The organism is Nostoc sp., assembly GCF_036917095.1.
Taxonomy (GTDB): Bacteria; Cyanobacteriota; Cyanobacteriia; order Cyanobacteriales; family Nostocaceae; genus Nostoc.
In genome coordinates, this window is record NZ_JBALFH010000006.1 from 58,807 (window position 1) to 82,430 (window position 23,624).

The window sequence follows — 23,624 nt, forward strand, 5'->3', positions numbered from 1 at the left end:
ATAACGGCTTATTCGGTGCAATATCCTCCATAATTGTCAGTTGAGCCGCTGCTATAGTCAAATGACAAGCTGTCAAACTTCGCCCGAACTGAATTGGGCAAGGAACTTCCCAAAAATAAACCAAATAATCAGTATAATTAGAATTAGTTTTAATACTTAATAAGCAATAAATCATAAAAATTTAAGGATGAAATATTAAAGATGAAAATAGTCCTGCTTCATCCTTTATACTTCATCCTTTGTTTTTTATTTAACCGATCCCAACTGAGTAAGCGCATCTTCTGTAACGCGACAAATTCGCCAATCATCTAATATAGATGCTCCCATACTACGGTAGAATGCTTGGGCTGACTCGTTCCAATCTAAGACACTCCACTCTAATCGCCCACAGTCACGTTCTACAGCTATCTGGGCTAGTTTAGTAAGGAGAGCCTTACCAATACCTTGCCTGCGATACTCTGGTAAAACAAATAAATCTTCTAGATAAATTCCTGGCTTAGTCAGAAATGTTGAATAATTATGAAAAAATAGGGCAAAACCAACAGCTTGACCCGCAGATTCTGCTAAGATTGCCTCTACATAACTCCGCGAACCAAATAAATGCTCTTTAAGTGCCAGAGCATTGCCAGTAATAGCATGAGATAATTTTTCATACTCTGCAAGCCCCTCAATTAATTTAAACAGTACGCTGTAATCGGCTGGTTCAGCAAAACGCACAATCAAATTGCTACACGAAGTCATTAGTCTATAGTCCATAGTTCATAGTCCATAGTCTATAGGCAACTGTGCAATTTTTTTGAGTAATGACTAAACAAAAGCCGAAAAAAGGTACAAAACGTCCGGTTTTTACGAATTACAAAGCTAATTAGGCTAGGTATTGCATCTTTATCTTTGTAAATGTAATTAAATTAACCAACCTTTTAAGCGTTTGGCTATGTGAGGACGCCGCAATTTCCGCATAGCCTTGCTTTGAATTTGCCGCACTCGCTCACGAGAAAGATTGAACATGTTGCCAACTTCTTCTAAGGTACAGGGTTCGCTGGTTGTTAAACCATATCGCAGAGAAATCACATCTTTCTCGCGTGGAGTTAACACGTCACCCAAGACTTCCCAAATCTCCTGACGCATCATGTTTTCATTCATTTTTGCTTCTGGAGACAGGTTATCTTCATCTTCTAGCAAATCCATCAATTCCGTGTCTTCTTCTTTACCGACGCGGTGGTTGAGAGAAAGTGCTTGACGCCGTAGTTGTTGTAGCTGGCGTAGCTGTTGCACACTAATTTCCAAAGCTTCTGCCATTTCACCTTCGGTAGGATTGCGACAAAGCTTTTGCTTAAGTTCTCGTTGTGCTTTTTTCAGCTTGTTAAGCTTTTCAACAATATGAATTGGTAGCCGGATTGTCCGCGCATCGTTAGCTATAGCTCTGGTAATTGCTTGTCTAATCCACCAATAAGCGTAAGTAGAAAACTTATATCCTTTATCGGGATCGAACTTTTCGGAAGCGCGATTTAAACCCATTGCTCCTTCCTGAATCAAATCCAGAAAAGGCACTCCCCGATTTAAATATCGCTTGGCAATAGAAACTACCAATCTCAGGTTAGAGCGAATCATTTTGCGTTTCGCTACTCTACCTTGATACAAGCGACTTTCTAGTTGCTTTTCCGTCAATTCTAGCTCGGAAGCCACTTCTAGTTTGCTAGGTTCCTGTCCCAGTTTTAAATGTAAGGCAGCTTGTAATTCCCTAACTTCTTCTAGAAACCTGACTCGCCGCGCTAACTCTACCTCTTCATCAGGTTTTAGGAGTGGATAACGCGCCATTTCCTTAAAAAACGCGCCTACGGCATCATCATGTTCGGTTTTATTGTATCCCGAAGGACGAGCCGCCGCCATCTCATCTCCATCGCGTTCATCTGATTCCAGATTTTCTACTACAATTGGAGGCTCTTCATTTGCTACTGCATCTAAACTATCGAGTGATGGTTCTTCAAAATCAGTAGCATTCTCCAGTATTTCCATTTTTCCTAATTCAACAATATTCATAGTTTCCTTTAGGGATTGTTGCTTTGTTTGGTACATAATTTAGTTACAGCTACTCGTCTGAGGCTTGGTAGTTTTCCCTAAATGGACGAATGCACCCGTTTATATAGCGAAATACAAGCTTATGCTAATTTATCTACAGGAATAAAAATCGGCATCTACCCACCATTTATGGGTTACGGTTAGATACAACCTATAACGAAACTGGCCTTAGCACCTAACAAAACTTTCTTCTCAGGCTTGCAAGATATCTATTCTTCATTTTTTTCTTAATTATCAAATATGTCAAATCCTCCTCAAACTTTCTCAACCTTAACAAATATAAAAATCGCAGCTAACCATCCCAACTTCTTAAACTTTCATATATTTTTCTAAATATTTTTAATGTTTAGGCGTTGGAAGTCTTTGGGTAAATCCAAAACCTGATGCTGGGATTATGCATTCCCGATTTATTTAAAGTTCACCACACGATACAAATTACAATAATGGCAGCTTAATTTGGGGATGTTCTTATTTGTATAAAAGCATCTCATATGCAGAAAGGGTTGAATATCTATCGATAGGCGGAAAAAGGCTACTCCCTAATTAGTAGTAGGAGTAACTTTTGTGGACTTAGCCGAGATGCTTTTATTTGTAAGGTAGGCACCAAATATTTATTGCACGTATAGAAGAGACAAAATTGTCTAGTAGATTACATAAGAGGAAAATTATCAAGTATTATGAAGGATAACAGTATTGGGAAATACACTTTACGTCTAAAAAAGCAAAACAATAGAGTTTAGCGATCTAGGTTAATTGTGACTAGTTATGTGAGTAAAACTTTAATTATAAAATCAGAATCTATGTATATTAATGACGTAAATTTATCTCCTGTGATGGTGGCTGAACCTGGGGAATCATATCAGTTAAGTGCAACTGTTAATAGGTGGGTTGAAGTACTGGTAGACTGTCCAGGAAGTACAGGACTATTTACTTATCGATTGCCAACCCAGTTAGAAATAAAACCAGGGGATATTTTGAGCGTGCCATTTGGGGCACAACAATTAGGAGCGATCGCTATTCGGTTACTGGCACAACCAAATGTCGATCTAGCACCAGAAAAAATCCGGGAAGTAGAAGATATAGTGAGCGTTGGATTTTTCCCAAGTGCTTATTGGGAATTACTCAATCGAGTTGCTGCATATTACTATACGCCACTGATTCAAGTAATCCGGGTTGCCTTGCCACCAGGTTTGCTGGGGCGATCGCAGCGTCGTATCCGCATCATTAAAGACAGAGGGGTAGGGAAGAGTAGTTATTTACTGGCATCTCCCGATCCTTCAGCTTTTCTGACTCCAACTGCGCGGCAAGTTTGGGAACTTTTACAAAGGCAGCCGACAGGGGACTATAGTTTTGTCTACCTCCAACAAAAAGTCAAATCTGCCTATCGGGGAATTCGCGAGTTGCTGCGATTCGGTTTAGTAGAAAGCTACTTAGAACCGCCACGGCTGACTCGACCAAAGCTGCAAAAAGCAGTCACGCTTACAGGTACAATCGAGGATGACTTAACTACTCGCCAAAGAGAGATTTTGGAAGTACTACGACGGCGTGGTGGGGAGTTATGGCAAAATGAATTACTGGTAATTTGCAATGCTAGTTCCTCTATCCTCAAAACGTTGGCGCAAAAGGGTTGCATCGTCATCGAAGAACGGGAAGTATTGCGAACAGAACAGGGCCCAGCATTAGTAGGCGATGCTGCTAAATCTTTAACTGCTGCCCAAGCTGGCGCCTTAGAAGCAATCCAGACACTAGATGGATTTGCTCAAGTTTTGTTGCATGGAGTGACAGGTTCGGGAAAAACAGAAGTATATTTGCAAGCGATCGCCCCTCTCCTCAACCAAGGCAAATCCGCCCTTGTCTTAGTCCCAGAAATTGGACTCACACCCCAGCTAACCGATCGTTTTCGCGCCCGTTTTGGCAATAAAGTCAGCGTCTATCACAGCGCCCTCTCCGATGGTGAACGTTACGACACTTGGCGACAAATGCTCGCAGGAGAACCCCAAGTTGTCATTGGTACCCGCAGCGCGATTTTCGCCCCTTTGCCCAACTTGGGTTTAATCATCTTAGATGAAGAACACGACAGCAGCTTTAAGCAAGACTCCCCCATACCCACCTACCACGCCCGTACCGTCGCCCAATGGCGAGCAGAGTTAGAAAATTGCCCCTTGGTGTTGGGTTCCGCTACGCCCTCATTGGAGAGTTGGGTAAGCGTGAGGAGGCAGGGGGCAGGGGGAGCAGGGGGAGAATTCCTAACTCGTAACGCCTCACTTAGCACTCTTTACCTCTCGCTCCCCGAACGCATCAATTCTCGTCCACTACCGCCTGTGGAAATAGTGGATATGCGGCAAGAGTTGCAGCAGGGAAATCGTTCTATATTTAGTCGATCGCTGCAAGAAGCTTTGCAAGAGTTGCAACAAAGAAAACAACAGGGAATTTTATTTATCCATCGCCGGGGACACAGTACTTTTGTATCTTGCCGCAGTTGTGGATATGTGTTGGAATGTCCGCATTGTGACGTTTCGCTGGCGTACCACCACACTGAAGAAAAAGCGCCGGAATTATTGCGCTGTCATTATTGTAACTATGCGCGATCGCATCCCAAATTCTGCCCTGATTGTAGTTCCCCTTACCTAAAATTTTTCGGTAGCGGTACTCAGCGAGTAACCCAGGAACTAGCGCGACAGTTCCCAGAATTGCGCTTAATTCGTTTTGATAGCGATACCACTCGCAATAAAGGTTCACACCGTACCCTACTTACCCAATTTGCGAACGGCGAAGCAGATTTATTAGTGGGTACGCAAATGCTCACTAAAGGATTGGATTTACCCCAAGTGACACTTGTGGGCGTTGTCGCCGCCGATGGATTGCTAAATTTATCAGATTATCGCGCCAGCGAACGGGCATTTCAAACCTTGACTCAGGTAGCTGGGCGTGCTGGTAGAGGCGACGATCCGGGTAGGGTAATTGTGCAAACTTATACTACAGAGCATCAGGTAATTGAAGCAGTGCGATCGCACGATTATCACTCTTTCTCCCAAGCTGAATTAGAACAACGCCAAGCCCTCAATTATCCCCCATACGGGCGGTTAATTTTATTGCGCTTAAGTAGTCTCGATCCCATTCAAGTGCAAAATACGGCGCAAATTATCGCCACAGCCTTAAGTACCCAAGAAGAATTCGAGATATTGGGGCCAGCACCAGCAAGTATTTTACGAGTAGCTAATCGTTATCGCTGGCAAATATTGATTAAATTTGCTCCCGATGCATTGCCACAATTGCCAGATTGGGAGGAAGTGCGATCGCTTTGTCCTTCGTCTGTTAGCCTAACTATTGATGTAGATCCCATAAATATTATGTGATTATGTGAATTATGGGAAATTATGTGATTATGAATTACGTACACAATCAACGCATAAAAATCTTTTTGTGGCGTTGCATAAATGCGGGATGAATCACTTACATCAATTGTCATCTTTTTAGAGCAACACGCTTGGGTTAAGACGAAAACTCTATTATCAAAGTCAACTTTTTAACGTAGATGCATTAGCGAAGCGGTAGCGACGTTCGCGTAGCGTCTCGCAGAGAAGGAGCGTCAGCGGCTTTCCACAAGCTACCGCCATCTCTACGAGACGCTAGACGAACGCGCAGCGTCTCACAGAGAAAGCGCAGAGAACGCAGAGACAAAAAAGAAATGCTTAATCCAAGCAGATTGGTTTTTAGATCGCACTATTTAGATTTCTGTCTGCGACTCTGCGGTTATGTGTGAAATAAACTGGCAAACTTACTTGCATATTGACAGCACAGACAAAAATGAACTCTGCCAGTAGCAGTTAAAGAGTTCCGATGATAATTTTGAAGATTTATTGCTTTTTACGTAATCATACTGGCACAAGTTGATGATTTATAAAGTTCCCTTAAAAATAAGTTCAAAAGATACGTAATTTCAAGTATTTGCTAAATATTTTGTACACAATATTGCATCCCTTCTACTTTCCGGCTTGCAAGTACTGAGTGCTGAGTAAAAATATTAGTTTCCAGTCCCTTTTTCATGCTTGGTGGTGAAGTTTAACTACAAGGTATATATTATGACTTACAACATCAAACCCAAAATACTGGTATTAGCAATTGTTCCAGCATTAATTAATTTTCAACCAAATAATGCTCCTGTACCATCTGGATATATTAAAGACATTGGTCAAGCCTACAATGCTACTCAGAACTTTGGTTGGGTGCGTGAAGATAGCTTAAGTAATACTACACACACTCCCCTTGATATCCAACTTAATACACGCGATCGCAACCAAAGTGGTATCGATAGACGACTTAATACACTGATTCATATGCAATATCCTGCTAACTTTTCGGGAACAGGAGTGAAGATACCTGCGGCTTGGGAATATGCCCTCTCTAATGGTTCGTACAATGTGACTGTTAGTGTTGGTGATGCTACTAATAGTCTAGATAGTAACCACCAGATCAATATAGAAGGTAAGGCTGTAATTTCCGGCTTTGTACCAACGGGAACCAAAAAGTTTACCACAGTTACCCAAATTGTTAATGTTACCGACGGCAAGTTGACAATTGATGCTAAAGGCGGTGAAAATACCAAACTCAACTATATTGCGATCGCAGCGGGTAACCGTCCCTCAGTCAGAACGAGCAATCCTACTGATAGTCAGACAAATGTGTCGCCAAATATCTCGATTACATCAGACGTGAATCTCCCCAATAGTGGGATTGCGGTTAATAGCCTTTCAGCCTCAACCATCAAGCTGATCGATACCAGTACTAATACAGAAGTCGATGCCAATTACAACACTTCTGGTGGTGGAGATGTGATTGTAGTGTCTCCGATAAAGAATCTCAAAAATAATACTAAATATCTGTTAAAAATCACTAACGGGGTTAAAGACAGCAATGGTGTTGCATTCTTACCCTATAGCATCAGTTTCACAACAGGCATCCTTGGGAACCAAGCAAGTAATATTAATTTTGAGCAAATTTCATTAGCGAATGTACCTCCCAAACCTTACACCACAGTAACGATTGGGCCTGACAATAAACTCTATGCTGCCACCTTACTAGGTGAGATATTGCGCTTCCCGATCAATGCTAATGGCACTCTAGGTAAGCCACAAACGATTACCTCATTGCAGACTGCCAATGGTGGTAACCGAACTATCATTGGTATGCATTTTGATCCCTCATCAACAAATGCTAGCAACCTAATTCTATGGGTAACAAACAACTACTACTGGGATGGAACTGTTGATGCGCCTGAGTGGACTGGTAAAATTACTCGGTTGAGTGGTTCCAACCTAGAGACAGTACAAGACTATGTGGTTGATTTACCGCGATCGAGCCGGGATCATCTAACCAACAGCATTGAGTTTAAGCCTAATGAGCCAAAAGTGCTGTATGTGTTGCAGGGTAGTAATAATAGTACGGGCGCACCAAACAATGCCTGGAGTAATCGTCCTGAGCAGTTGTTAACTGCTGCTGTATTACGAGTTGACCTGTCCAAAATCGCCTCACCTCCTTTAAGCGTTAAAACGGAGGATGGAGGTACTTATAACCCCTTTAAGGCGGGAGCAGCTGTAACTATATTTGCTAGCGGTATACGCAGTGCTTACGATCTGGTTTGGCACACCAATGGTCAGTTGTATGTGGCAACAAATGGTTCAGCGGCTGGTGGCAATACACCAAATACACCTATCCCCCTACCTCTTGCCTGCCAAAACCGTATCGATAAAGCTACTAATGGGGCTTATACCAGTCCATCCGTACCTGCCCTCAGCAATATAGGCACGCAGGAAGATTATCTGTTTCGGATAGTTAAAAACGGTTATTATGGTCACCCCAATCCTAAACGTTGTGAGTGGGTACTGAGTGGAGGAAATCCCACAAATGGTACAGACCCAGGTGAGGTAAAAGAATATCCCATTGGTACTTTACCTGACCGCAACTGGAAGGGTATTGCCTTCGATTTCGGAGAGCATTTCTCACCGAATGGTATGATTGAGTACCGTAGTAATGTTTTAGGTGGCAAGCTACAAGGCAAACTCCTGGTGGTACGTTACAGTTCTGGTAAAGACATCATTGTGCTAACACCAGGTGGTGCAAACTTGGATATTGTAAATTTCCAAACGGGTATTACTGGCTTCACCGGTTTTAACATAAGTCCATTGGATTTGGTTGAGAATCCTACGAATGGACATCTGTACGTGGCGCAGCTCAATGAAGGGAATGGTACGGGCAAAATTACACTTCTGCGTCCACTCAATTCAAATCAGTAAATCGAAAAGTTTTCCAAAAGGTTTATCAGTCTTTCATTTTAATTGGGGGAATAAAATCGGACGAATCAGCTTTTAAGTAGTCTCGGCCCCATTCAAGTGCAGAATACGTACACACATCTTTGTACCTAACTTTTCACGTTATGTGGAAAAGCCAACGATTGACCTAACCCCCTTCCCGATGCGGGAAGGGGGAAAATTCAAAGTCTCTCTCCTTTTAGGAGAGAGAAATAGAAGTGAGGTTTTCCAGATACCGTGAAAAGTCAGCTCTGTACAAGATACAAAATGACGTTAGATCCTCCTAAATCCCCCAAGAAATTGGGGGACTTTGACTCCGGTTACCTCGTTTTTTAAAAGTGCTTCGGGGGATTATAAAGCCTGTGGGCAACTCTAGAAGGCTGGGAGGTCATCATTGATGATAATACCAACTCCCTGGTTCTTAGCGAACCTAGCATTTGCCGCACCATAGAGATTGACAAAAAATGTTTCGTCGTTTTCAACTTTATTATCACCTGTGACACCAATACTAATAGTTTTGCTGGTTTCCCCAGGAGCGAAAATTATCGTTCCCAGTCCAGAATTGTAATCGGAGTCAGAAACTTTAGCAGTGCCATCACTCGTGCCGTAATTTACGATCACCGATTGATAGAATTCATTAGAGAGAGTGACGACAAATTTAGCATTAGTTATCATCCCTGTCGTGCCTTCTTTGACTGATACATCTGCAATGCTGATGGCGGGTGGTTCGTCATCATTTATGATGCTAGCCACTCCCAAGCTATCAGTAATTGTGGCATTTGTAGCGCCCAAAAGATTGACAGAGAATGTCTCATTAACTTCAACTTTATTATCACCAATGACACCAATACTAATAACTTTACTAGTTTCCCCAGGAGCGAAATTTATTGTCCCTGAAGTAAGGTTATAATCAGAATCAGAAACTTTAGCAGTGCCATCACTCGTGCCGTAATTTACACTAACCTGCTGCGAACTGGTTGCGGAGAGAGTGACAGTAAAGTTAGCATTAGTTGTTGTGCCTGCGTTACCTTCAAGAAGTGAGATATCCGAGATACTGATAGTTGTTTGGTTGTCATCATCATTGATGGAACCAACCCCTAAATTATCAGTACTTGTGGCATTTGTAGCACCAGATAGATTGACAGAGAATGTCTCATTGGCTTCAACTTTATTATCACCAATGACACCAATACTAATAACTTTACTAGTTTCCCCAGGAGCGAAAATAATCATCCCTGAAGCAGAATTGTAATCAGAGTCAGCAACTTGAGCTGTGCCATCACTCGTGTTGTAATTTACAGTAATCGGCTGATAGCTGGGATTGGAGAGACTAATAGTAAAGTTAGCATTAGTTGTTGTACCTGTATTGCCTTCAGTAACAGAGACATCCGAAATGCTGATAGTTGGTTGGTTGTCATCATTGCTGATGGTACCAACTCCTAAATTATCTGCGATCGCGGCATTTGTAGCCCCCAGAAGATTGACAGCAAATGTCTCGTCGCTTTCAAACTTATTATCACCAATGACACCAATACTAATAACTTTACTAGTTTCCCCAGGAGCGAAAATAATCGTTCCCGAAGCAGAGTTGTAATCAGAGTCAGCAACTTGAGCAGTACCATCACTCGTGTTGTAATTTACAGTAACCTGCTGAGAACTGACATTGGAGAGACTAATAGTAAAGTTAGCATTAGTTGTTGTGCCTGCATTGCCTTCAGTAACTGAGACATCCGAAATGGCGATCGCTGGTTGGTTCTCATCGTTGACGATCGTACCAACTCCTAAATTATCTGCGATCGCGGCATTTGTAGCACCCAAAAGATTGACAGCAAATGTCTCGTCAGTTTCAGTTTGATTATCGCCGATGACACCAATACTAATAACTTTACTAGTTTCCCCAGGAGCGAAAATTATAGTTCCCGAAGCAGAGTTGTAATCAGAGTCAGCAGCTTGAGCAGTACTATCACTCGTGTTGTAATTTACAGTAACCTGCTGATAGCTGGGATTGGAGAGACTAATAGTAAAGTTAGCATTAGTTGTTGTACCTGTATTGCCTTCAGTAACTGAGACATCCGAAATGCTGATAGTTGGTTGGTTGTCATCATTGCTGATGGTAGCAACGCCTAAACTATCAGTAATTGTGGCATTTGTAGCCCCCAGAAGATTGACATTAAATGCCTCGTTGGTTTCAAACTTATTATCGCCGATGACACCAATACTAATAACTTTACTAGTTTCTCCTGGAGCGAAAGTAATTGTCCCTGAAGCAGAATTGTAATCAGAGTCAGCAGCTTGGGCAGTATCATCACTCGTGTTGTAATTTACAGTAATCGGCTGATAGCTGGGATTGGAGAGACTAATAGTAAAGTTAGCATTAGTTGTTGTGCCTGTATTGCCTTCAGTAACTGAGACATCCGAAATGCTGATAGTTGGTTGGTTGTCATCATTGATGATGGTAGCAACTCCTAAATTATCTGCGATCGCGGCATTTGTAGCGCCCAGAAGATTGACATTAAATGCCTCGTTGGTTTCAAACTTATTATCGCCGATGATACCAATACTAAGAGTTTTGCTAGTTTCTCCTGGAGCGAAAGTAATCGTCCCTAAAGCAGAATTGTAATCAGAGTCAGCAGCTTGGGCAGTATCATCACTCGTGTTGTAATTTACAGTAATCGGCTGATAGCTGGGATTGGAGAGACTAATAGTAAAGTTAGCATTAGTTGTTGTACCTGTATTGCCTTCAGTAACTGAGACATCCGAAATGCTGATAGTTGGTTGGTTGTCATCATTGATGATGGTACCAACTCCTAAATTATCTGCGATCGCGGCATTTGTAGCCCCTAATAGATTGACAGCAAATGTCTCGTCGCTTTCAAACTTATTATCGCCGATGACATCAATACTAATAACTTTACTAGTTTCCCCAGGAGCGAAAATTATAGTTCCCGAAGCAAAGTTGTAATCAGAGTCAGCAACTTGAGCAGTACTATCACTCGTGTTGTAATTTACAGTAATCTGCTGATAGCTGGGATTGGAGAGACTAATAGTAAAGTTAGCATTAGTTGTTGTACCTGTATTGCCTTCAGTAACTGAGACATCCGAAATGGCGATCGCTGGTTGGTTGTCATCGTTGACGATCGTACCAACTCCTAAATTATCTGCGATCGCGGCATTTGTAGCCCCAAGAAGATTGACATTAAATGCCTCGTTCCCTTCAAACTTATTATCGCCGATGACACCAATACTAATAACTTTGCTAGTTTCTCCTGGAGCGAAAGTAATTGTCCCTGAAGCAGAATTGTAATCAGAGTCAGCAACTTGAGCAGTACCATCACTCGTGTTGTAATTTACAGTAATCTGCTGATAGCTGGGATTGGAGAGACTAATAGTAAAGTTAGCATTAGTTGTTGTACCTGTATTGCCTTCAGTAACTGAGACATCCGAAATGCTGATAGTTGGTTGGTTGTCATCATTGCTGATGGTAGCAACGCCTAAACTATCAGTAATTGTGGCATTTGTAGCCCCCAGAAGATTGACATTAAATGCCTCGTTGGTTTCAAACTTATTATCGCCGATGACACCAATACTAATAACTTTACTAGTTTCTCCTGGAGCGAAAGTAATTGTCCCTGAAGCAGAATTGTAATCAGAGTCAGCAGCTTGGGCAGTATCATCACTCGTGTTGTAATTTACAGTAATCGGCTGATAGCTGGGATTGGAGAGACTAATAGTAAAGTTAGCATTAGTTGTTGTGCCTGTATTGCCTTCAGTAACCGAGACATCCGAAATGCTGATAGTTGGTTGGTTGTCATCATTGACGATCGTACCAACTCCTAAATTATCTGCGATCGCGGCATTTGTAGCCCCCAAAAGATTGACAGAAAATGCCTCGTTGGTTTCAAACTTATTATCGCCGATGACACCAATACTAATAACTTTACTAGTTTCTCCAGGAGCGAAAGTAATCGTCCCTAAAGCAGAATTGTAATCAGAGTCAGTAGCTTGAGCAGTACTATCACTCGTGCTGTAATTTACAGTAATCGGCTGATAGCTGGGATTGGAGAGACTAATAGTAAAGTTAGCATTAGTTGTTGTACCTGTATTGCCTTCAGTAACTGAGACATCCGAAATGCTGATAGTTGGTTGGTTGTCATCATTGCTGATGTTTACTGTAGCTGAACTGTTAGTAATTGTGGAATTTGCCGGCGCAGCTGTGAGGTTGGGGTTATTTAGGTTAACAGTAATGTCTTCATCGAGTTCAAATATGTTGTCACTCAAAACATCGGCTGTAATTGTCTTAGTCTTTTCCCCAACAGCAAAGCTTAAAGTCCCAGATGCAGCAGTTCCTCCACCCGTAACTTGAATATTGTTATAGTCACTGCCAAAAGTTGCCGTACCGCCAAAAACATAATCTATGGTACTAGCCACACCAATACCACCACTGCGAGTAACCGTGAAAGTAACAGCTTGAGTACCGCTATTACCTTCAGTCAAATTCGAGGTGGCGCTAGAAATTGCATATTGAATCGAATCATTAGCGGCAATAGTTAAAGTAGTTTCAGTTATTGTCCCCAAATCAGCACCTGTTAGGGTGCCGAAGTTGAGTACAACTGTTTCTGCATTCTCAGGTAAATCGTCTGGGTTAATAGTAAAAGTAATTAGCTTTGTTAAATTTGAGCCTGTCGCCCCAGCAGTAAAAGAAATAGTAGTGGGGGAAAAAGTGTAATCGTCGCCACTAGTAGCCGTACTACTATTTTTGACGACAATCGGAACTGTAACAGCCGTTTCTGGAGAGGCATCTAAGGTAACAGCAATAGTTACTATAGTGGCGGTACTATCTTCTATTGCATTGTATGTAGCAGCACCAAAGCTGACTTTTGGAAGCACATATTCAAATGCTCCAATGTCAATCCTGCCGCTTTCAATCCGGTTAAAACCCGTGCCGCGTTGGTCGGTAGTTAAGCCACCACTGTAACCCGGATCGCCAGCATTCGTGGCAGGACTGGAAAAGCTTAGGGCGTGAGTTTGTGTAGAACCACCGTAATTTCCCAGAGGTTTGAGTCCGGGGTTGGGGTTAATAATATCTGTACCCGTGCCCAGAGTCCCGGATGATTTACCAGCAATTTTGCCAATCAGGTTGTAAGCATTACCATTGAAGTTGTTACCAAAAATATCTGGCCCTTGATTACCTGTGTCAATATTGCCAGCAATGATGCTATTGCTAATGTTTACCGTGCCGCCAGACCTAAAAATACCGCCACCATTACCTGTGCCATTGTTATCACTATCAGCAGTGTTCTCAAAAATAGTGCTATTACTCACTGTGGCATTGCTGGTGTAGATGCCACCACCAGAAGATTTAGATGTATTGCTAGAAATAGTGCTATTGCTGATGCTAAGACTAGTACTGCTGTAAATGCCGCCGCCGTTGTTGTTCGCGGTGTTGCCAAAAATAGTGCTATTACTGACTGTGGCATTGTTGGTGTAGATGCCGCCGCCGCCATTGTTCGTGGTGTTGCCAAAAATAGTACTATTGCTGAGTGTGACACTACTGGTGCTGTAGATGCCGCCACCGTTACTACTTCCTGCATTTCCCCCAGTTATGTTCAACCCATCAATTGAGAGGGAGGCACTAGCATTAAAAACACGGGAAGCATTGTTACCACTGATGGTGAGTTTATTAGCTCCAGTTCCTTGAATTATCACTCCTTCAGTAACATTCAATTCCCCAGAAGTCAGGGTAATAGTGTCGGGGGTAGCATCACCGAATATCCCAGTCGGATCAAAGATAATTGTCTCAATCCCCGGATCGTTATTGGCATTGATAATAGCTTGCCTTAACGAGCCAGCACCGCTGTCATTAGTGTTAGTTACTATATAGGTGCTGTTATCTACTTTGACAGATACATCGTCGATCGCTAAACCGTGATCGTTGCCTCCATCATCTATATCTTCCCAACGCAATATAATCTCTTCACCGTTAGCTATTGGGGTAGCTAGGGTAATTGTTATAGGTGTGATAACAACTTTATTGGCAACTTGATTGCCATTTAAGGCTGCTGCGGTTGCATTTGCAATTGGGCTGGTGAAATCTAACGATGTGGCAGAGTTCCATGTTCCTGTTGTCAAATTTGTCAGAGTTGACCCAGTTTGATAACTAAATTTCAGCTGTTGCGGCGATGTATTACCACCATTACGCCATTGTTCGCCCGTATAACCTACTTGCAACTGAGTAATTGATGAACCTGTGTTGTTTTGGAGTCGCAACCCATAATAAATAGTTCCTGTAGTACCAGAAGCGACAGAACCAAGTGCCCGATCTCCAGTCGTACCAAAACTATACAATCCACCTGTACTATTACTACCACTACCAACGTTGTAATTTGTTCTCGTGGCATACCAGCCCAAAATGGTTGAATCATTAGCCCAAGAAATAGATGTTCCAGAACTAGCTAATGTGCTGAAGCTTTGAGAGTATGTGCCAGTAAAACTAGCTGGCAAAATAGATTGGTAAGCCTGTATTACTTCTGGTTTAAATGCCAGGGAAGCTTCAATTTTCCCCGTCTTCACCTCTAAATCCCAGTCGCCACCTAAAGCTGCACTTCCTGTTTTGTCAGTGGAAGCAGCAACATCTGCCCCAGTAATTCGGCTCAGAAACTGCACAAATTTATTTCCTGAGCCGCTGGCTACATCACAGCCATAAAGTAGAATGTCAGCTTTATCAGTTAAAACACTTGCCCAGTTTCGTAACTGATTTGCATAGTTATTGAGGTTGGTGAGGCTAAGGTAAGTTGACCCTAATTGCAAACTCCCCTCGCTACCGTGGGAGACAATGTGAACTGATTGAACTGAGTTAGATTTACATCCTGCTAGAAACTCGTTGATTTGCGTTAAACCATCTTTATTGGGGTCAAGGATAACAACTTCGCTACCGAGTGCGATCCCAGCTACTAGGCATTGGTAATCAATAACTGCTGTATCTATAAAAACAATATTTTTGCTTGCTTCTAGTATGTCTTTAACAGAATTATATTGACTTTCAACGCGATTATTTTTTGGCTGTTTCGTCATAATTTTTATCCTTTGATAAAGCTTTCGATTGATTAAGATATTTGTCAGAAATAAGCGTTATTACAAAGCTGTTTAATCGCTTATTTAGCTCGTTAATTTAAACATCAAGGTGAATTGGATTTTCGCATTCAGGTGCTGTGGTAAGGCTTATTCAAATTGCATAAGTTATTTTGTGCTTGCGTAGCTTCTATTAGAGAGATTTAACAGTAAAATTAAAATAAATAAACAGGTTTAAGACTCCTAAGAAATTTACGATTTGGTAGTGCTTCATTTGTAGCAGTTTATATCCCCCACGAAGAGTGATTCTGATTTCTAAATTCGGAATTATTCTTCAAGCGATCTTCTGGGAGTAAAAAATTGAGAAACCCGATTTATTTAGATAAACCGGGTATAGTTGCTCTATTAACGCCGTGCTGTATTAATAAGTGATGAAATGGCTAGCGTTTAGAAAGCAGGGTATCAACATTATCTGTTAAAGCACTTGGTAACTGCTGAGTTTACGCTCCCAGGTTATCGAAAGTTTGATATCATAATTCAGTCCAAAGTTATACTAAAAAAATCATAGGCACTACAGTATTATTACTGAAATCTGAATAAACCGGATATGCTCGGTTAATTAACGCAGTGCTGTGTTAGTAAGTGATGAAATTGTTAGCGTTTAAAGTTGATGCACTAATTCCAGTTAAAGAAGCAAGATTTTGGTTATTAGAAGTATCCTTAATTAAGGTATTAGTGCCACTTTGAGTAATAGACAAACCTGAGTAAATTAAACCACCTGATAAAGCAATCAAATCTTCACTAATATTGAAGTCTTTGATCGTATCTGTACCTTCACCCTTAGCAAGCACAAAGATATCACTACCTGCACCGCCTGTAAGATTATCACTACCTAAACCGCCGTAAAGTCGATCGTTTCCTAACCCGCCAATAATTACATCATTATTAGCAAAGCCAAAAATCAGATCGTCTGAGCTAGTTCCTTGCAAAGAGCTATCAGCCTTGGCTGAACCTGTGATAATGCTATTGACTTGGTTGCCGTTTTTAATGTTGACGACATCAATATCACTAGGGTTGAGATTGTTATATTTGGCATCGCTACTAACTGCTGCACCAGTAATGATTTGGTAAGCAATGTTATCGTCTGCAACACCATCATCAACACCTGTCAGCGTGACTGTTTGAGGCGTATTCCAGTTAGCTGAAGTAAAAGTGACGCTAGGAACTGATACAGTACCTTCACTTACCTTGGAACTACTCAAATTGAAGGTGACATTAGCAGTAGGCTGGCTAGTAAGTTGGATAGTGAAATTAGCTGTACCACCAGCTTCGGTAGTTACTAGTCCTTTGGCAGCAGAGATAGTGAAACCTGCTGTATCGTTGTCTGTAATCGTACCAATTGCTTTGTTATCAGCAATACTACTATTCGTAGGGTTAGTGAGATTGACAAAAAAGCTCTCACTGGTGCTTAATTCGGCAACGAAATCGTTGAGAATCGGCACAGCGATTGTTTGAGAAATAATTCCAGGGTTAAAAGTCAGGGTTCCTGTGACTGGAGTGTAATCACTACCAGCGATCGCAGTATTATCACTCGTATTGTAACCGACTGTGATTACGTCACTGCTGGCATTAGAGAGTTTGACGGTAAAAACAAAATTGCCGCTAGCTTCGGTACCGGTTTTATCTGCAATGGAGATCGTCGGTGTGCTGTCATCGTCAATTATGGTAATTGTACCAGGAGCGATCGCTGCTGTTTGGTTGGGGTAACTCAGGTTGAGATTAATGGTTTCGTTAACTTCAGCCACTTTCTCACCCACAACATTGAGTGAAATGGTCTTTGTTGTTTGCCCTGCGGCAAATTTTAAAGTCCCAGATGTATTAGCTGTTGTAGTTTCAACTTTAATGGTGTTGTAATCAGTGCTATACGTTGCTGTGCCATCCAGGGCATAATTGACGGTAGTGGCAACGCTAGTATCGCCACTGCGAGTTACGGTGAAACTGACAGTTTTGCTACTACTATTACCTTCAGTTACAGTTGGTGTAGCAGTTGAAATGGTGTAATTGAGATTAGCACCAGGAACAAAGTTAGCAGAACCAATATGATTCAATGGTTGCTCGGCAAAGTTTCCAGGTGATGTGTTAGTAGCAGTACCTAATGTGAAATTTGGTGCTGTGCCAGCGATCGCACTTGCCACCCAATCTGAGGCTGCGGAACCTGTAGTGTCACTGGAACGCCCTACATATCCTGGGATAAATGATGTGTTAACAACTGTGGCATTAGTTGGAACTGAACCGCTAGTAGAACCTTTTCTAAAAACAATCGAGCCATAAGCTCTGTCTGTAGTAGATGTCCCATCTAAAACGGAAACGGAATCTAGCACAGTCCAATTTGAGTACACATTACCATCAGCAATACCATCATTATTTGAGTCAATATCATTGGTCAGGGTAGGTGTAGTACCAGTTTGAATCAGAAAGAAGCTAACAGACCCATTTTCTATATCAGTTGCGTTTGTCTGACCACTGTGACCGATTGAACTTGAAGCTCCACTTCCCCATCCGGCTCCACTTCCAGCATTAGTTACTACATTTGCGTTGGGGTTAACTGCATAAGTATTGAGTTTTTGTAACAGAACCAACAAACCATTACTACCAAACTGCTTACCAGACAAATCAAAAATATCTTGAACATTACCAGGGTTAGTGCTGGAATTACCCTCAATACCAACTAAATAAGTTCCAACGGGTATAGTTGTACCGGAAGTACCCCGCAGTTCGATGTATTCTCTGGGGCTATCTGTACTTGGGGGGTCAAAGAGAATTTCGTTGATGAGTGCCGATATAGGGATAACGGGATTATTGTTATCGGAATTATTGGGATTATTAAGTAGCACTGAAACGTTTTTAGATTCGCTGTTTGCCACCGCCAAGTCAGATTTACCATCTTTGTTGAAGTCACTTACAGTGACGGAATAGGGTTTTGTCCCCACGTCAAAGTTAGTGGCATTTCCAAAGCCACCGGTGCCATTTCCCAGTAGTACTGAAACTGTGTTGGAGCCTGCATTCGCCACTGCTAGGTCAGAGTTACCGTCTAGGTTGAAATCAATCACGGTGACGGATACAGGATTTAATCCCACATTAAAGTTGGTGGCAATCCCAAAGCCCCCACTGCCATTGCCTAACAGTACGGAGACGTTGTTAGAGTCTGAATTCGCCACCGCTAAATCCAATTTGTTGTCTTTATTGAAATCGCCCACGACGACAGAATTAGGATTTGTTCCCACATCAAATTCGGTGGCTGAGTTAAAAGTACCGTCACCATTTCCCAAGAGGATTGAGACGTTATTGAAGTAAGAACTCGTCACCGCTAAGTCAGATTTTCCATCCTTGTTAAAGTCGCCGACTATAACGGAAGTCGGACGGCTGGGAACTTTAAAATTTTTGGCAGTTGCAAAACCACCAGTACCATTTCCCAACAGTATCGAAATATTTTGGGAGGCATTGTTTACCGTTACTATGTCAGATTTTCCATCCTTGTTGAAGTCGCTCACTGCGACAAATGTAGGAGCTGACGCTGACTCCAAACCAAAATTCACAGCAGCTTGAAAGCTACCATCACCCTTGCCAAACAGCACCGAAATGTTATTGGAGTGATAGTTTGCCGTTACCAAATCCAATTTGCCGTCTTTGTTGAAGTCGGCTACAGCAACAGAATAGGGACTTAACCCATCGAACCCGACTACGCTAGTGTTGCTAGCAGGCTTAAAAGTGCCATCACCCTTTCCCAAAAGTACCGAAACACTTTGGGAAGACTTGTTTGCCGTTACCAAATCCGTATTACCGTCTTTATCAAAGTCGGCGACAACGATGGAATAAGGTCTTAGTCCTACAAGAGGTAAAATTGAGATACTGGCAGTTTCCGTAGCACTACTGTAGGCTGTTGTGCCACCACCAACACCAGGGTTTAGGCCAGTAGTGCCACTGGTGTTACCGTCTGAAATATCCCAAGCGCGGAAGGTGATTTTAGCCGTGCCATTGTAGCTAGGGTTAGGGAGAAAACGGACTTTTTCTGTATCTCTGAGCAATGTAGCAGAAGTCTGGGATACAGCAAAATTAATCCAGTTGATACCGCCATCTGTCGAGTATTGCCAAGTACCGTTGGTATTATCTACGCCAATGACGGCAATTCCTTCTACTGCACCTGTGTCTACATCAGTGATAGGGTTGCCACCTGTACCTGTGGAAATGATGGCAGAAACTAGAGTGCCAAGGTTATCGGTGTCAGTCACATCTTGAGTAATGGCAGTCAGTATGGGATTACCTGCGTTGTCCAATGTTGGCGCTGTATTGGTTGGCATTTATAATTCCTCTACAAAATTAGTTTAGGTTTTAGAAGTTTTGTTTTCTTGCAGTTGCACTGTGATTATTGTTAGTAAATAAAATTTGATAACTCGTAACTGTTGACTCGAATGTAAGACTTTAGAAATACAGCACTAAATATGAAACGAATATCTAGATATACCCTTCCGTTCCTAAATTTAATGGGTAATTAGAACCTCTTTTTATTGAGGTAAAACAGAAAAAATAATAGCAGTGTTTAGTACCAAATTATACTGAAAATATAGCTTTTGCTACTGTATTAATACTGGAATAAGTTAGATGTGGTAAAAGTTTAAATTTAGAGTTGATTTATGAAGTAAATCTGAAGTAATCATTATGATGTGATTTTTTTGGTAAAAAATTGAGAAACCCGATTGATTTAGCTCAACCGGGTATTGTTTGCTCTATTGATGCGATGTTGTACTAAGCGGTAAACATGATGCAAGAAACTGATACAGTGCCTTCACTCACCTTGGTACTACTTAAATAGTTCGAGATTAACATTATTTCCTCAGGGCAGCTCGACTAATTCCAACCTCGTTAGGCTTGAATTGTGTCTATTTCCTTCATTAGGATATTACATACTTGTTGAGACGTTTAGATAAGGTATAGGACTGTGCATCAAAAACTCGCGGAACTAATAAATCTGTGTAGAAAACCCACTACCGAGCTACTTAGAGAGGCACTTTTGTGCAGACAAGAACTTTCTGAATTTGAAAGTAATTTCATTACATACATGGCTGGATTTTCCCACCATGAATTTGCAGAAAGTTTATTTTCAGATTTTAATTTATCCTTCTTAGAAGGAACTTCGATATTCTTTGATAGAGAAAATAATAAATTTCACTTTAAAATCTTATTAAATGACAAATCTCGTTACTGTAGTAAGTTACACATGGGGAAAATAGAGCGTGATTATGCCTCTCCAATGTTTTGGAGTAAAATGGAATTTAGGGATAAAGATGGTTTATACATTGATAGCCTTGGAAAGCAGCTACGCGGATGTTCTGGAGATCGATTCTGGGGATACATCGCACAAGGAACATCAGGTATATCTGAAAATGTGGTGTCTTATCAAAGAGATTTGCAAGGTTATTGCGTAGTTACTCATTTCGTTACAGCAGCTGAATCTAATACGGATATCAATGTGAAAACTGTTTTCAGCAGAGTCACAGCGTGCATTTTTGTAAACGCAATGGATAATTCTTTCTATAATTTGTCGCTCGCTCAATTTCAACACCGAGCCGAGCTATACCCGTTACTAAAAAGCGTATATTGGTATGTAATAGATGCCATACAGTCTGAAATAGTTACAGATTTTCTACACAAAATTAAAGCCGATTTTAAACTCATGCAATATACAGGTATAAAGCATGACTATCTTCAAGAAATACTACCTGAAATTGAGACGATGGTATTAGAAATTCTTTCCCGTAGTTCGGTTGAGTAGAATCGCAATCTTCTGTAGGTTGGCGTAGATATAGGGAAATGTTTACGCCAAGACGAGCACTTAGCCCGATGTGAATGAATCTAATTAATCAACAATTCTGGTGCTACCAATCCTTTTTGAATCGCTAAGACTGCGGCTTGAGTGCGATCGCGTACTTCTAGTTTCTGCAAAATAGCATGGACATGAACCCGCACTGTACCAGGGGCAATGTAGAGAATCTCAGCAATTTCTTGATTGCTTTTGCCAGCTGCTACCAGTGCCAAAATTTCTTGCTCCCGCTTCGTTAGAGGATTTTCTAAGGTTTCGTCACTCTTTCCAGGCTGCACCGCCATAGAATTGCCCTCAAAAGCGGCTCTAATTTCTGTTGTTGCCGTTTGATCCCACCAAGAAGCCCCTGCTGCAACCGATCGCACTGCCAAAATTAGAGACTCAGCAGGAATACCTTTGAGACAGTAACCTTGCGCCCCAGCGGCAATTAACCGTGAAATCAAGGGTTTTTCAGAACGAGAGGTTAAAACCAGAACTGGTAAATTTGGGTGCTTTTCCTTGATTTGGCGACAAGCTTCAATCCCGCCAATCCCCGGTAAACCTATATCCAGCAAGACCAAATCCAGCGGATAGCGATTTGCTAATTCTACAGCTTGTTCCCCATCTTCTGCCTCTGCGACAATCTCCAAACTGGTTTCTTGTTGCAACCGCATCCGCAGACCAAGCCGAAATAATTCATCATCTTCAACGAGTAAGATTTTCGTCATTTGTTATTGGTCATTAGTCATTGGTCATTGGTCATTGGTCATTGGTCATTGGTCATTGGTCATTGGTCATTGGTCATTGGTCACTAGTCATTGGTCACTAGTCATTGGTCATTAGTCAGGAATTATTATTCTCCCTCTGCCTCCCCTGCCTCCTCTGCTTCCCCTACCTCCCCTACCTCCCCTACCTCCTCTGCTCCCCCTGCTCCTCTGCCTCCCCTGCTCCCCCCGATCCCCCTGCTCCTTCAACTCCCCGGCGGTGGACAAGCAGGAAGTCGGAAACCAAACACTGCACCTCGTGGCGAGCGATTCTCTGCCCAAATTGTACCCCCGTGAGCAGCAATAATTTGCCTGGTCAAATAAAGCCCTAGTCCAGATCCTGAGACGTGGCGATCGCTATGTCCTTGATAAAACCTTTCAAATAAGTGGGGTAACTCTTCTTCGGTAAAGCCGGAACCAGTATCGAGTATTTTTACTACTTGATCGCTAGAATAACCTTCAAGTACTACTTCCACTTTACCGCCACGAGGGGTATGGTTAATGCCATTACTCAGGAGATTGGTGAAGACTCGCCCAAGTTGCAAAGAATCGCCATTTACCCAAAGAAAGCTACGAAAATCTGATTCGCCATAGTGCAAAGAAATATAAACCTGACGTGTTCTCGCTAGTTCAGTCAGGGTGGCGATTATCTCCTCCGCCACAGTTGCCAAGTTAACAGGTGATATCTGTAGTTTCAGTCCTTCGGCATCATTGCGGTACACATCTAAAAGCGTTTGGACTAATTGCAGTGTACTCCGATGACTACGAGCCATTGTTTGGAGGACTTTTGCTTGCATTGGCGTAATTTCACCAAATTGCTCATTTTGAAAATATTTCAGCGTTTCAATTGCTCCTAATAGGGGTGTTTTCAAATCATGCGTTAGGGTAGAAACAAAATCTTCACGCATGGTAGCTAGTTGTTCTTGGGAGCGTAATTGTGCTTGGGTATAAGCGATCGCTTCTTCATTGCGGTGGTTGCGATCGCTCAACCAACCGGTTACCACCAATGCCAATACTGCAATCAACCTATTTGCCAACGTTGGGGAATTAATCATTTCTCCTCCAGGAACAAACAAATTCAACAATGTTAATCCTGTAGCGGCAAGAGTGATCCCCAATACTGCTCTCCGATTCAATCGAGAATCTGCTAACAAAATCGTCCCTGTGTAGAGATAGCCAAATACGTACTCAGGTGGTGTTAAATATTCCAATACTATCACGATCGCAAAGGCGATCGCTATTAGCCCATATGTCTCCCCACGCTCATTTAAAGCTTCTTTCATTGTCAATAATCGGCTTAACATCGTCATTTATGATTTACTAAAAAATCCCGAACATAGAATCTGTATAACTATTTAATTCAACAATTATGATTTATCTCCAATCTATATCTGCAAATGCCAACTTGAGAATTAATCCTAAAATTACGTTTATCCAGATGTAGGAAAGGCAACTGGAGACTGGAGATTGGGGGCAATGGTTACTGGGGACTGGCTAGTTGCCCACAAGGAGCGGGGTATCTACCACAATCTTCCCAATCCGTAATTC

At 41.9% G+C, this 23,624-nt stretch carries 10 protein-coding genes; 3 read left to right on the forward strand and 7 right to left on the reverse strand.

All coding sequences use genetic code 11. From position 1 onward, the window contains the following. Window positions 1-246: 246 nt before the first annotated feature. Window positions 247-741 (reverse strand): GNAT family N-acetyltransferase, encoded by a 495-nt coding sequence (locus V7L01_RS01615; protein WP_335031293.1) that lies wholly within the window; start codon window positions 739-741, stop codon window positions 247-249. Window positions 742-903: 162 nt separating this feature from the next. Beyond that, window positions 904-2,076 carry an RpoD/SigA family RNA polymerase sigma factor gene (locus tag V7L01_RS01620; RefSeq protein WP_335031295.1) on the reverse strand — a complete coding sequence of 391 codons (1,173 nt, stop codon included), beginning with the start codon at window positions 2,074-2,076 and terminating at the stop codon, window positions 904-906. 803 nt (window positions 2,077-2,879) lie between these two features. Here V7L01_RS01620 and priA point away from each other — a divergent pair. Then, window positions 2,880-5,435 (forward strand): primosomal protein N', encoded by a 2,556-nt coding sequence (gene priA / locus V7L01_RS01625; protein ID WP_335031297.1) that lies wholly within the window; start codon window positions 2,880-2,882, stop codon window positions 5,433-5,435. 184 nt (window positions 5,436-5,619) lie between these two features. Here priA and V7L01_RS01630 read toward each other — a convergent pair whose 3' ends face one another. After that, window positions 5,620-5,760: a hypothetical protein gene (locus tag V7L01_RS01630; protein WP_335031299.1), complete on the reverse strand. Its 141-nt coding sequence runs from the start codon at window positions 5,758-5,760 to the stop codon at window positions 5,620-5,622. A gap of 401 nt (window positions 5,761-6,161) precedes the next feature. Here V7L01_RS01630 and V7L01_RS01635 point away from each other — a divergent pair, with 401 nt between their 5' ends. Then, complete coding sequence (locus V7L01_RS01635; RefSeq protein ID WP_335031301.1) at window positions 6,162-8,372, forward strand: Ig-like domain-containing protein; 2,211 nt, start codon at window positions 6,162-6,164, stop codon at window positions 8,370-8,372. A 387-nt stretch (window positions 8,373-8,759) separates the two neighbouring features. Here V7L01_RS01635 and V7L01_RS01640 read toward each other — a convergent pair whose 3' ends face one another. Together V7L01_RS01640 and V7L01_RS01645 are read right to left on the reverse strand one after the other, a co-directional pair. Then, window positions 8,760-15,458, reverse strand: coding sequence for a Calx-beta domain-containing protein (locus tag V7L01_RS01640; RefSeq protein ID WP_335031303.1), 6,699 nt, complete (start codon window positions 15,456-15,458; stop codon window positions 8,760-8,762). Between the two features lie 632 nt (window positions 15,459-16,090). Then, complete coding sequence (locus tag V7L01_RS01645; RefSeq protein WP_335031305.1) at window positions 16,091-19,813, reverse strand: beta strand repeat-containing protein; 3,723 nt, start codon at window positions 19,811-19,813, stop codon at window positions 16,091-16,093. Window positions 19,814-20,523: 710 nt separating this feature from the next. Here V7L01_RS01645 and V7L01_RS01650 point away from each other — a divergent pair. Then, window positions 20,524-21,285, forward strand: a complete 762-nt coding sequence (locus V7L01_RS01650) for a hypothetical protein (protein ID WP_335031307.1) — start codon at window positions 20,524-20,526, stop codon at window positions 21,283-21,285. An 80-nt stretch (window positions 21,286-21,365) separates the two neighbouring features. Here the strand turns inward: V7L01_RS01650 and V7L01_RS01655 are convergent, their stop codons facing one another. Further along, the gene (locus V7L01_RS01655) at window positions 21,366-22,040 is read right to left on the reverse strand and encodes a response regulator transcription factor (RefSeq protein ID WP_335031309.1); all 675 of its coding nucleotides are present in this window, start codon (window positions 22,038-22,040) and stop codon (window positions 21,366-21,368) included. Window positions 22,041-22,282: 242 nt separating this feature from the next. After that, a complete protein-coding gene (locus V7L01_RS01660; RefSeq protein ID WP_335031375.1) occupies window positions 22,283-23,380 on the reverse strand; it encodes a sensor histidine kinase in 1,098 nt (365 codons plus the stop codon). Window positions 23,381-23,624 lie beyond the last annotated feature (244 nt).

Bases quoted from the DNA above. Each gene is read 5' to 3' on its own strand.
- V7L01_RS01660 (WP_335031375.1), bottom strand. From the start codon at position 23,380: ATGTTAAGCCGATTATTGACAATGAAAGAAGCTTTAAATGAGCGTGGG.
- V7L01_RS01615 (WP_335031293.1), bottom strand. From the start codon at position 741: ATGACTTCGTGTAGCAATTTGATTGTGCGTTTTGCTGAACCAGCCGAT.
- V7L01_RS01635 (WP_335031301.1), top strand. From the start codon at position 6,162: ATGACTTACAACATCAAACCCAAAATACTGGTATTAGCAATTGTTCCA.
- V7L01_RS01655 (WP_335031309.1), bottom strand. From the start codon at position 22,040: ATGACGAAAATCTTACTCGTTGAAGATGATGAATTATTTCGGCTTGGT.
- priA (WP_335031297.1), top strand. From the start codon at position 2,880: ATGTATATTAATGACGTAAATTTATCTCCTGTGATGGTGGCTGAACCT.
- V7L01_RS01620 (WP_335031295.1), bottom strand. From the start codon at position 2,076: ATGTACCAAACAAAGCAACAATCCCTAAAGGAAACTATGAATATTGTT.
- V7L01_RS01645 (WP_335031305.1), bottom strand. From the start codon at position 19,813: ATGCCAACCAATACAGCGCCAACATTGGACAACGCAGGTAATCCCATA.
- V7L01_RS01640 (WP_335031303.1), bottom strand. From the start codon at position 15,458: ATGACGAAACAGCCAAAAAATAATCGCGTTGAAAGTCAATATAATTCT.